Raw genomic sequence first — 12,747 nt, 5'->3', positions numbered from 1 at the left:
GGAAATAACCAAACAGCAACGACATCCTTTAAGAGGAATAAGCTTAAGTTTACCATGGTTCATATGGCGGACTTTAAATGAGCCTATCTGAAGCTTCAAAGTACTTAAAACTCATAATGCATATGAAAGATGAGTTAAACATATAGCGAACAATTTAACCGCTTTGCGGAAAGTGATTTTTATCTTTTACTGGCTAACACTATCCACTATACGGATTGTGAGCACTTAACTTTAAAAGAGGGTTATTCAAGTTCTAGTTTTTAGGTAAGGCCCTTCACATTCTATAAAATCTAAAATTGCTATTCATGATACCAACGCTGCCTATAGCAACATGCTCATAAAATTATGGGTAACCCCTCTGTTAGCTAAGGCCAGGTTTTTCTAAGTAAATAAATCAACACACAAAAAGACGTAGAGTAGATTGATGATGTAAGCATCAAAGCCCTCAACTTTTAGATTTCAAGTAATTTAAGTTTGTTTGCTACATATATGATGCAAAATTTCGTTTTATTGCAGTAACCGTAAATAATATTTCTTTCCTTAACTATCCTCTTTAGAACCGTTTAAAACAAGGTGACTTAAAGCTCACAGGTATTCCGTTGCATAGATTATGATGCAACCATTCAACATTTACAGTCGGTTTGGCTACATGTTAAACCTGCCGCAATAGCTCCCCAATTTATAAATACGGTTTTTCTGCGTAGTTATGATGCAGAAAAAAGTTAATTTAACCAATGTCATTCAATGACAAGTTTTTGCGTATCTATGATGCAAAAAACAATCCCCCTTCACAGTGTTCCTTGGCAGTTTCGCAACGCAGAAAACTTTTATTTGCATCTAAATAGAGCAAGCCTTTTTATTGCTCTAGATTTATTTCCCAGTTACACCCTTGAGGTTTAGTTCACTTCAACTTTCGGTTCGCCACACTTAAAAACGTGCTTTGGCTAATTTTTTTGAATATACGTTTGAAAATTCGACTTTAGCTATCTTTTTGCAAAGCATAATTAAGTCTCAATTAAAGTTCGGAGTTAAAGATGCTGTCTACAAAAATAGAAGTGCTGAAATTAGTTTTAGAGGCGATCGAAGATGCTGAAAAAACAATTGTAGAAAGCGCGCAAGATATTTGTGATCAACACAAAAAAAGGAGAGTTCTTTTAGATCAAATTCATGGTGAGTCGGGCGATTTTAAAAAATCGACATTACAAGTAAAAGTTAGACAGCGAAAAAACTCTGAAAAATTTTACATCACTTGGGTTTCTCATGAGTACTCACCTATCAAGAAAATTAATAGGCATTGGGGGAAAGAAATTCCACCAACAAAAAAAGGATATACCGAAAAGCAACTGAGTAAAAATTGCGAGGATGGCCACGCAAAAATTAATTGGGAAACTGAAATGCAACTTGCTCCATTAAGGGAGTCACTTGAAGTTTTGCATTCATCCAGAGTTAGTTTGAAAAAGCAGATCTGCAAACTTTCTAAAACACTATTTACCGCTCCAGCTGAGGAAGAAAATCATGATCAATAATGACCAACTAATCCATAAAACATTTATTACTAATATCCAGTTCAAATCACACACCATCCATAACTTTTGGAAAAACGAAGGTGACCGGACATTAAATATTTATGAACGCATTGGTTCATTATTAATGCTAACCACTACAGAAAATGAGCTCTATTCGAAAGTAAGCGCTTGGGAGTCAGAGCTTGCTGATTGGTTTAACCAAGAAATCGAAAGTATACAAAAACAAAAAGAAGCATTTATGGAAAATGCCGGTTTAGAAGAATCACCAGAAGTTATGACACCAAGCTCTTACGAATCAAGCGTACCAGTTTGCTATCCAGTCACTTGGAAGTTACTAACTTTAATTCATACTTTAGATAATGAAATAGCAGAATTAGAAAATCTTTGGTTAACCGGTTTTGTTACAGATTTAGGTCGTCATGAAAACAGCAATAGAGCAATTGGTCTATTACGAAAATTAGTAGCAAAAATTAGCAACGCTACATCACCTGGTAAAGACAGAAGTGGAGGTCGATTTAAATCAATCCAACTAATTTCGTTAATTCGAGGTGGCCTAGAGTTGTATGTAGATGACAGTCTTATTTTAAAACAAAATGAAGAAATTAAAGCCAAAGCTTCAATTAAAAACAAAGAAAAAAAGACTGACTCAAAATCCACTTCATTAGATAGCCCTTCTGCAGACTCTAAGAACGAAATCGAACAGCCAAGCAACTCAAAAGTCAACGCAGCTTAAAATGACTAGGCGGGAAACCGCCTAATTTTTCCAGAGAGAAATATGAAGCTTTTACTTATTCCTTTTACTATTTTAATTAAGCTTTTTTTTAAAGTTCAGAAAAAGTATCTAATCGTTCAAAGTGAAAATGCCGCCCGCTTGATGAGAGATGACGCAAAGAAGTGCAATGTAGATCTTGATAGTTCGAATAGCCCAGAGTTAGTTAATCAGATCATTGATGATAATAAATATTTAATTGCTCAAACTCGCTACTGTTTTGGAAATTGCCATGATTGGGAAAAAGAGAACCTAACCTTTCAGGGTCTATTTATAGATACGATTAAAAACTACGCTAGATATTGTGGCAATCTTCCTGCTTCTGAGGGTTATCACCATGCTAAAGAGTTCGGCTTAATTGAACATAGTTTACAAGTAGCTGATTTGGCATTAAGGCAAGCAAAGTCTCAATTCCTCCCTCAAGAATTCCCTCTAGACATCGAGAGACAAAGAACAAAAAGATATCAGTACGCCGCATGGCTTTGCGGCTTAGTGCACGATGCAGGGAAGATGCAAACTGATATGGATATTTACGATAAAAGCAATCCAAATAATATCTGGATTCCAATTATAGAGGACCTTGTTAGTTGGAAAGAAAAAAACAAAATAACAAAAGTTGGCATTAGATGGAGAAAAGACAGAATCCATAAGGGTCATGAAGTTTCTCCACAACCCATATTTCAACAAATCCTCACTCCTGATGCAAAGAGGTACATAGGCACATGCCCAGGCAACTTACTTGAAGACATAAGCACCACCCTTGCAAACTATCAAGGTATAGATGGCTACTTACAAAGAGCGGTTCGCTCAGCTGACTATGTTTCAACTGCCAAAGACATTCAAACAACTTGGGACAACGACCTTGGCGCAAGGAAGTCAGCGTTACACGAAAAAATCCTCAAGCTAATGCAAGATAAAGCCAAAGTATGGCTAACAGAAGGTAAAGCTATAGCTATTGATAACGAGATATACCTTCGGTGGCCTGAATGCTTCAATGAGTTAGCAAAGGAAATGCATCAATCAGATCCAACCGTTCCTAACAACCCAAGTCTTTTGCGTGAAAAAATGATGGATAGGGGCATTCTTCGTAAGCAAGAAAAAACTGATTACGCGCTCTTTTTTGAAACTGTTACTAACCTGTCTGAGGGTATTGATTTGCTCATCAGTAAAAATCTTAAGGGCGGTATTGGCGTTATTCGTCTGGAGTGGCCTTTATTTTTGCTTAAAGGTGAAGTTATTCCACCAAACCGTTACGGCCTATTAAAACTCGACATGGGGCTAAACGCAGTCATCTACTCAAGTGAGGGTTACCGATACATAAGCGAAGAAAATGTTATTGCTCATGAGGCTGCGGCTCACTTAAAAGCTAGTAGTGATTCTCTAGAAATGAAAGTTGAGCATTCGGCAACAAAGAGTCCGCAAAAAAAAGGCAAGCCTAATACCAGTAAAGCCAAAGGAGAAGCTACTGCGGAAGAGCCCATTAAGCCTAACAATCCATCTGAAAAGGCAAAAGCAGCTCAAAAGGATAGCCCGAACAAAGATAAACCTAAAAAGGAAAAACCAAGGAACACTAATGGTGGGCTATTTGCTCCAACCAACCAACAAAGCGCAAAGGTACCGGAAAAGCAAAATAACGAAACAACACTTAAAAAAGCAGCACCAAAACCAAAGAGTGGTATTAAGGTGACTTCAACGACCAAAGCCATTGAGTTCATAAAGACCTTAGAGCCGATTTTAATCGATGATCAAAACTACTACCTTGTTGATGATAAATGGAAAGACAACCTTGACGACAATCTAGAAAACGAACTTGAAAAAGCGGGGCTTATCGAAAGAAAGCCACCAGCATTAATTCGTTACTTCATCATCAATAAGCGTAAATACGTTAAAGCGAAGTCGCTTGAATCAAGTCAAAACCAAAAAGCTAAAAAAAAGCCGAAATCAAATGAAAATCAGGATAGTTCAGATGTAACCGCGGCTGATAATACATCTCAGAAAGCAAAGTTAGATATTGAATCTCTGCTTGCTGTTGGCTTAACCCCTAAGACTGCTGAATTATTATTTGGAAACATTATTCACGAAAAAGTTGAGTTAAGAGACGGCTTTTTAATTGCACCTATAAGAGATAAGAAAACTCTTGTTAATGCCGTCACAAACAGCAAAGCCAGCGAAACAAATATCTTGTCGAGTTCAATCGTACAAGATAAGAATGACATCCATATTAAGGTGAAACATGACGCAGGAACGTAGTAACCCATTATTCCACGAAAATTTATACCGACCTGTATATGAATTAAATAAGGCTTACGTCTCTTTAGCCGCTGGTGTTGTAACCTTTACCTCAAGCGTTATTGAGAGTGAAGGCCATATCGGTATGGTGGGTTTTGGAATCACTACAATACTCACCGCTCAATGTGGACACTACACTCTAAAGGCAATTCCACTAGTCAAACGCCAGTGCAAAATCTTCTTCAACAAGATTGAATTCGAGGATATAAAAGCAATACGTCAAGAGCACATGGCTAAAGAGAATATCCTAAATCCAAACAACAAAAAGAAGGGAAAGAACAAGATATTCATTGGAAATGGATTTGAATGGGGCGTGGAGCATGCAAATCGCTCATATCAAATACAAGGGTTATACTCTGACAAACAAGAGGTGAAGCTTCCACTATTTCTTAAACCATTCGTTAAAAAATGGCGTAAAGAAACGTTAAAGCTTGGCGGTAAGCCATGGATTGATGGTGTCGGGGATGCCGAAAGGCAATACGTAGATGCTGAAACGTTCTTTGGTCACTCTATGATTATGGGCAATGTTGGTACCGGTAAAACAACAATGTTCATTTTGCTTAGCCTCGCAATGATCCACAAAGGCTATACCGTCATTGTATTAGACCCAAAAAACGATTCATCGTGGCGCAAAGCCCTACAAGCGGAAATGAAACATTTTGGTAAGGGCGAGCACTTCCACTACTTTCACCCTTCTAAACCATCTACATCTTGCACAATAGATCCGATTAAAAACTGGAATAGACCGACTGAGATAGCTGAGCGTATCGCATCCATTATGGTTGAGTCGGGTAAAGAAGATAGCTTCATTCGATTCAACTGGAACGTCATAAACTCAACAGTTAACGCGATGCTTTATGCGGGCATACAACCACAAATCAAATCAATTGCTCGTTATGTGACAACAGGCAAAACCGCCTTAACTCAAAAGTGCCTTGAAAGACACTACGCTAAATGCTTAGGGGAAGATTGGGTGACTCAACTTAGCGCCAAAATAAGCTCTTTCGGGAAAACTCGTTTAGAGCAAATGCTAAATTACTATCAACAAGTTATATCTCAACAACATCAATCACCAGAAGTGGATGGCATAATTCAGTTGCTTACGCACAACGCCGAGCATATGCAAAAGATGACAGCTAATTTACTTCCTATTTTTAGCGTCCTTACATCTACACCTATGGATGAGCTTATATCACCAGAAGAGGCGATAGCTGAAAGCTTAGATGCGCGTGATGAGGATACTAAATACGATACAGCTGAAAGTGAAAGTATAGATTACACATCAAATCACATTGAAGGTGTATCAAAGAAATCAGGGAAAATAAGAGAGAAAGACAGTCGTTATGTAGACACTTCAGACATCGTTGAAAATGGAGGACTACTTTACATGGCGCTTGATTCTCTCAGCGACACAAAGACAGCTGGTTATTTGAGCAAACTTGTTTTAGCTGACATTGCTGCTGTAGCAGGTTCACGATACAACTTCTCAGAAGGGAGAGGCCGTCGAGTAGCGGTGTTTGTGGATGAAGTACATGCAGCGATTGCTGGGAATGATGCCCTTTTGAATTTATTAGCCCAAGGTCGTGCAGCATTCATGCAAATGTTTATTGCAACCCAAACTAAAGCTGATATTGAAGCTAAAACAGACCCAGCTACTGCAAACCGTGTATTAGGTCTGTGCAACAACTTCTTCTCTATGAGAGCAAACGACACATCAACTCAAGAATATGCTTCCAGCCAATTTGGTGAAGTGCCAATAACCAGCCAACAAATCACTTTAGGTCAAAGTTCAGGGAACACAAATGACATGACTGACTTTGGTTCTTCATACGCTGAGAGGCTTACACGACAAAACGACAAAGCATTTAACGAAAGCCTACTTGGTTCGCTACCTATTTTACAATATGTAGCACGACTTGCTGACGGCAGAACAATCAAAGCTAAAGTACCGGTAATACAACGATGAGCAGAGAAAAAATATATAAAATCCAAAGTAGATGCTACAAAAAAAGCAATGTGAATAATTCACTTTCAGAAGATAACAAGCACATATACTCGGTCATCTACAAGAAAGCACCTGCTGTGGAAGAAACTCTTCGATATTTGTTAGAATTTATTGGGGATGAATTGAAGCATCCTCAACAAGATGTAGATCTATTTAATCACATCATTAACAAAGCTGGTCTGTACTCTCTTGTACATAATTCACATCTGAGCCGAGCAGAGTTTTTTAAAGCCTTTCTCTTCACGGTTACAAGTGAACTTACAGCTGTACTCGATGTTATGGTCTACACAGGGGGTTCAGGCTCGTGTATTGCAGTATGGGACCCACTCTTAGAGACAATCAGCCAGTTTCTCATCACGCACAAGAACTCAGCAATACGCGCTAAACCAAACTTGATTGAAAAAGAGTTAAATCAAGAATCATTATTGATGATACAGCACTTTCTAATGGGCAAGATTGTGAAGCGTTCACACCTGTTCTATTTCGGCATTCCTAATTTCGATGAAACTAAAACCCTTGCATTTAAGGAGGTGTTTTCGTCATGATTCATGAAAATGACAGCGAAGACCTTTATAAGGATAAGTCTGGAGAGCAAAATAGAAAAAAAGAATACTCAAAGTTATTCATCTTTATTCTATTTGCGCTGGCAGCACAGGTTTTTGCTTTAAACCCCACTAGCTTTAACAGAATGCTAGAAAATGAAGTTAAAGCGAGCTACAAGACCATCGGTGAAAGAAATTGGCTTAACCTTACAGATGCATCGTATAGACACTACAACACAATCATTGTGAGGTCAGGATTTAAGCAGTATTTTTTGGACAAGGTAAGTCGAGATACAGACGATAAAAACCCTTTAGCCAGGCTAACAGCAAAGCTTTTGCCTTTAGTGAAAAGGGTAACAAGCAACATACAAACGCTTACATACCAAATCTTACACAGAGCAAACCTTTTAATGATTTGGCTTTATATTCTAGTACCTTTCGCACTTTCACAACTAGTTATTGGTCTTTATAGCTGGAGAATTAGGGCTTATACATTCGGTAACAAAACTAAGACTCGTATGTTAGTTATTAAGAAACTAATCAAAGGTATTTTAGTAGGTATCATTGTCTATTTCGCCCTACCCAACTTTTACCCCACAGCTGGGGCATACATACCTTTTATTGCTTTATTATTTGCATCATTCCTAACATCTAGATACATAGCAACACTGCAAAAGCATATTTAGAACTAAGGGTGGGACTCTAAAGGAACCTGTATATAACGGAGCATGTAACAGCTTCGTTAGTGTTACTGGTGTATTCTAAGCAGCGAAGTTTTTCATCGCTCTCGCTGATTAAAGCGAAACTTCAACAGCTGTTTAACAGATACCAAAGCAACATAACTATAACGCAGAAGTTTCTTGTTGGAGCTATACACCCCTCATATCTATATGATTTTGCCTAAGAAACTGTTGCCAGTTAAAAAAGTCTGATAATTTGGGCAAGTGAACACTAAAAAGTACAATCAATGACTCATTTTTCTATAAAAAATTTCATGATGAACATGCCTTCTCAGCGAATGCTGGGAGGGATGGGTTGCGTATTCTAAATTATTCATTCACTGCACCAGAACGTGAGCTGATCAATAACAATACCTGTCCAGTACACAAACGACTAGTAATTGATGTTGAAGAACAACCATCAACAATCCCCTCCATTATATACAGAAAAATTGGTTTCATTTACAGACACTATCAAACCTTTATGGCGATTATGACTTATAAGATGTCTACAAATTGTCTTAATGTATTGGTTTTAGGTAGTAGCAGTTGCTACAAACTTACTCTTAATAGGTGGAGGAGATTTTTTTAATTAAGCGAAAAGACTATTATTGTTATTTACTAGAAATTACTCATGTTACCTTGCAAAGCGCTTTAGTTACACGAAGCTGACCCTGTAACAGATTCTGTGTAACTGCCACTTAGTTAATATGTCTTTCGAGGCGTTCCTCGAACTCGATGATAAATCGACTCATCGCCTGACGCCAGTTTTGAATGGGCATTGTCCATTTTTTACTGGCATCTTGAATTGCAAGGTAAACCATCTTTCTTGCTAAGTCATCACTCGGGAAGACTTTTCGCTTCTTAATCGCTTTCCTAATCACACTGTTAAGCGACTCTATCGCATTGGTTGTGTAGATTGCCTTTAGAATATCCTCAGGATAATTAAAAAGCGTATTTAGATTTTGCCAATGATTGCGCCATGATTTTGTAGTCTGCGGATACTGGCTATCCCAGGCATCACCAAAGCGCTCTAATTCAAGTAAGGCTTCATCTTCTGTGGCTAAGCGGTAAACGCGCTTGAGGTCTGCTGTAACGGCCTTGTAGTCTTTCCATGAAACATGCTTCAATGAATTTCGCACCATATGCACAATACACAGTTGAATGTTGGTTTGAGGGAATAATGTGTTGAAAAGCCTTTTATATTATCAACACACGCTATGAGGATGTCTTCTACACCACGCTGTTGAAGTTCGGTCAGCACATTTAACCAGAATTTGGCACCTTCATTCTCGGCAATCCACATTCCCATCAACTCTTTATGGCCTTCGGTATTTATTCCTAATGCAAGAAAAATGGACTTGTTGATAACCCGTTTATCTTGGCGAACTTTAACGACGATACAGTCTAGGTAAACAATAGGGTAAACAGCGTCTAAAGGGCGAGATTGCCATTCAATTACCTGCTCAATAACCGCGTTCGTGACACGAGACACCAACGTAGGCGATATCTCAGCACCATACCATTTATCCAATGCACTGACGATTTCACGGGTACTCATACACTGCGCGTAAAGCCAGAGGATTTTATCGTCCATGGACGTAAAGCGGGTTTGGTTCTTTTTGACCAACTTTGGCTCAAAGGAGCCTTCACGGTCACGAGGAGTGTCGAGTTCAAATTCACCATCTTCAGTTTTAACTCGTTTAGTACTTTTACCGTTGCGACTGTTTGTAGAAGTTGATTTATGGTGCTTCTCATAACCTAGATGCTCATCCATCTCTGCATTTAGTGCCGCTTCAACGGTGATTTTCTTGAGCATCTGGCTAAATTCGTTTAGGTCCTAAGAGGATTTAATCCCTTTGGCGGCTTCTCTTGCGAAAGCTTCAAGTTCTTTCTTATTCATGTTCATCTGCCTATCCTTAACCCATCTATAGGGTAATTTGAGATAGGCAATTACACAAAATTAGTTACAGTCTCACGAAGCTTGAATTTATAATTTTATTAATGAAAATCAACAACTTAAACTTGTTTCATTATTTTTTATGAATTCTCAGATCTTATGCCTTTCTTAGTTAGTTTGAAAAAGCCTAACTTGTTCTCAAAGTATTGAGACTCTCCCAATTCTTAACTAGGAAGTGGTCAACTATCAAGGATATTCTTCAACGAACCATACAAATCATTAATATCGATAGGCTTGGCGATGTGGGAAATGAAGCCTTGAGCTAAATAGCCATCTACATCTTGTTTCATAACATTTGCGGTTAGTGCTATTACAGGTAGGCTAGGTTTTAAATCACTGATAAGCCTTTGAGCTTCTGGACCATCCATGACAGGCATATGGATATCCATCAAAATTAAGTCATAAGTACCTTTTTCAACCGCATTCACTGCCAATTGGCCATTTTCTACTATTGTTAATTGAGCCTTTGTTGATTTCAGCATCGACTCTATCAATATTTTATTAATAGGATTATCCTCTGCTATTAATATTTTTTTATCGGCTAAATTGGGTGCTGATGGTGACTTTTGTGTTTTCGGTACCTTTACCATATCAACAGGCTTTAATGGTAATGTAACTTCAACCTTCGTTCCAACTCCCTCCGAGCTAGTAATTTCAATATTACCATCCATCATCTTTATCAGACTTAAAGCGATAGACATACCTAGCGTCGTCCCCCCATACTTCCTTGTTGTAGAAGTATCCGCCTGAGTAAATCTCTCAAATATTTTGGAAACAGCTTCTTCATTCATACCAATGCCGCTATCTATCACTTTAACAAGAAATGCGGACTGTTGACCTTCTCTATGACTGCTAACGCTTATTTTTACGCCTCCGGCATTAGTAAATTTAACGGCATTGGAGACAAGGTTTAAGAGAACCTGTTTTACCCTAACCAAGTCACCTACCCAATAATCAATGAAGCTATCATCCTTTTCGATTAAAAATTCAATTCCCTTACTAATCACAAGTGTTTCCATATCATACTTTACGGAATCTAAAACTTCTGATAATGAAAATTGCTCCTGCTCAAGAATCACATTATTAGATTCAATCTTTGAATAGTCTAAAATGTCATTGATTATAGTTAATAAAGACTGGGCTGAAAAAGTAGCATTGTTGAGCACTAGCTTTAAATCAGATGGTAACTCAGCATCCTTAAGTAGCTGTAATCCACCTAGTATTGCATTCATTGGAGTTCGTATTTCATGACTCATATTAGCTAAAAAATCGCTTTTAGCTCTTGCGGCACTTTCAGCTGCTTCCTTAGCGCTTGATAAAATCTGCATGGCAAGGGTTTTATCAGTAACATCATAATTAACACCAACGACTTTAATTGCATTACCGAAACTATCTCTTAGCACTTCTGCACAAGCTTTTAAATTCCTAATATCACCATTTGGATGAACCACTCTAAATTCTGGTTCATACACCTCAACGCCCTCAATCACAGCCTCTAACTTTGACTTAATGCACTCGATGTCGTCGGGGTGAACTCTGTTTATCCAAGTTTCTTTAGTACCTATTTCTTTTACACTGGCTTCTGTTGTTCCATAAAGCCTATACATCCACTTATCCCAGTCTAACTCTCCTGAAATTAAATCCCATTCCCAAACTCCAATCCCTGCGGAGTCATTAGCAAGTTGAAGCCTCAATGCCAAGCTCTCAGCTTTTTCTTTAGAAAGTTGTATCTGTGCTTCAATTTCTTTTTGTGCTGACATATCTTGCACAATTGACCAAATAGAGGCTTCACCGTTGCTATGACTAATTTTTATGCCTGATAACAATATAGGATAAGTTACGCCTGATTTATGTATGTATTCTTTAGGGTAAGGCCCATAACGACCAGTCTCATTTAACAAATCTAATTGCAAATACTCTTGCTCTTCATACTCTTTAGGAGTGAGTTGCCAATAATCCATTTGATTCAGTTCATTGATACTGTAGCCTGTGATATCACTGAATGATTTGTTTACAAATTCAAAACTACCGTCTTCAATTGAGTTTATAGCAATGCCTATAGGTGCAAGATTAACGAACTTCTCAAACTTTTGCTTTTCTTCTAGATAAGCTAGCTCAAACTCGCTTTTCTTGATTGACGCTTCGTGTAACTCATTTTGGGTATTTACCAGCTCAGAGATATCTCGACCAATTGCTAGAATTAATTGTTTATCCCTAACTGACAGTGCAGTTAATGAAACTAAGCATGGGAAAGTAGAGCCATCAAGTCTAGCATGGGTCCACTGGAATAGTTGTGGTCCATCTGACATTGTCTTCATAATATACTTGTTAGCCAGCTCATCTGAACAGTTACCGCAGGGTTGAAACTTAGGTGATAACTCAGATGGGCTTAAGTTTATAAAATTATGGCAACTTTCAACACCGTGCATATCGATAGCCGCTTGGTTACACTCTATAAACTTACCCGTCTTCAAATCTATTATAGATAACGCATCACCCGAGACTTCAAATAACTTCTTATATTTATCACGCTCACTGGTAATTTGATCGAGCATATTTTTTAGTGCTTTATTTTCCGCCTCTAAATCAGATCTATTTGAAGCCACTTTGATTCCTGTTGTACTCATTGAAAAGTTCAAAAACAGTATAGCTGTGCGATGTAAATGTATAAAGCATAAGAGTTAAGTTGTAGCTACATGTTTGAATGCTCGATTAAAATGTTAAGATTTGTCTTTTAGATAGAGGGAAGAAAGAATAGCTACATGTTGTATTAAGTCGAACGACTGCAAAGGCAGGTATGATGCTAGGCAAAAATTATGCAACGCTCAAAACGCTTGGCTTGTAAAAAATATAGTTAAGTATTTCCTGATTTTGAAAATTAAGGCGCTATAAATCAAACATAGAAGTTAACTTGAATGACGATACGCCTTATACTAA

7 protein-coding genes and 1 pseudogene are annotated in these 12,747 nt (G+C 37.9%); 6 read left to right on the top strand and 2 right to left on the bottom strand.

Going from position 1 to position 12,747, the window contains the following annotated elements; all coding sequences use genetic code 11:
- Positions 1-1,034 precede the first annotated feature (1,034 nt).
- From mobI to ACRWSG_RS22665, 6 genes are read left to right on the top strand one after another with little or no spacing between them, the layout of a single operon-like run.
- Entirely contained in the window at positions 1,035-1,526 is a 492-nt protein-coding gene (gene mobI, locus ACRWSG_RS22690; protein WP_462167633.1) for a conjugative transfer protein MobI(A/C), read from the top strand.
- Complete coding sequence (locus ACRWSG_RS22685; protein ID WP_462167632.1) at positions 1,516-2,259, top strand: hypothetical protein; 744 nt, start codon at positions 1,516-1,518, stop codon at positions 2,257-2,259. Before mobI ends, ACRWSG_RS22685 begins: the two co-directional genes overlap by 11 nt.
- A 42-nt stretch (positions 2,260-2,301) precedes the next feature.
- On the top strand, positions 2,302-4,545 hold the full coding sequence (gene mobH / locus ACRWSG_RS22680; protein WP_462167631.1) for a MobH family relaxase: 2,244 nt from the start codon (positions 2,302-2,304) through the stop codon (positions 4,543-4,545).
- A complete protein-coding gene (locus ACRWSG_RS22675) occupies positions 4,529-6,550 on the top strand; it encodes a type IV secretion system DNA-binding domain-containing protein (RefSeq protein WP_462167630.1) in 2,022 nt (673 codons plus the stop codon). Before mobH ends, ACRWSG_RS22675 begins: the two co-directional genes overlap by 17 nt.
- Before the next feature lie 50 nt (positions 6,551-6,600).
- Complete coding sequence (locus tag ACRWSG_RS22670) at positions 6,601-7,134, top strand: hypothetical protein (protein WP_462167629.1); 534 nt, start codon at positions 6,601-6,603, stop codon at positions 7,132-7,134.
- On the top strand, positions 7,131-7,817 hold the full coding sequence (locus tag ACRWSG_RS22665) for a DUF4400 domain-containing protein (protein WP_462167628.1): 687 nt from the start codon (positions 7,131-7,133) through the stop codon (positions 7,815-7,817). The genes ACRWSG_RS22670 and ACRWSG_RS22665 overlap by 4 nt, the downstream gene beginning before the upstream one ends.
- A gap of 734 nt (positions 7,818-8,551) precedes the next feature.
- Here the strand turns inward: ACRWSG_RS22665 and ACRWSG_RS22660 are convergent.
- A pseudogene (locus tag ACRWSG_RS22660) lies at positions 8,552-9,753 on the bottom strand (IS256 family transposase).
- A 236-nt stretch (positions 9,754-9,989) separates the two neighbouring features.
- Positions 9,990-12,416 (bottom strand): PAS domain-containing hybrid sensor histidine kinase/response regulator, encoded by a 2,427-nt coding sequence (locus tag ACRWSG_RS22655; protein WP_462167627.1) that lies wholly within the window; start codon positions 12,414-12,416, stop codon positions 9,990-9,992.
- Between the last annotated feature and the right edge of the window lie 331 nt (positions 12,417-12,747).

It is taken from the genome of Pseudoalteromonas sp. GB43, assembly GCF_054923805.1.
Note: the sequence above shows the minus strand (reverse complement) of the source record. Positions and strands in the feature narration are given on the sequence as shown.

Excerpts from the sequence above, each read along its gene's own strand:
- mobI (WP_462167633.1), top strand. The coding sequence starts at position 1,035 with ATGCTGTCTACAAAAATAGAAGTGCTGAAATTAGTTTTAGAGGCGATC.
- ACRWSG_RS22685 (WP_462167632.1), top strand. The coding sequence starts at position 1,516 with ATGATCAATAATGACCAACTAATCCATAAAACATTTATTACTAATATC.
- mobH (WP_462167631.1), top strand. The coding sequence starts at position 2,302 with ATGAAGCTTTTACTTATTCCTTTTACTATTTTAATTAAGCTTTTTTTT.
- ACRWSG_RS22675 (WP_462167630.1), top strand. The coding sequence starts at position 4,529 with ATGACGCAGGAACGTAGTAACCCATTATTCCACGAAAATTTATACCGA.
- ACRWSG_RS22665 (WP_462167628.1), top strand. The coding sequence starts at position 7,131 with ATGATTCATGAAAATGACAGCGAAGACCTTTATAAGGATAAGTCTGGA.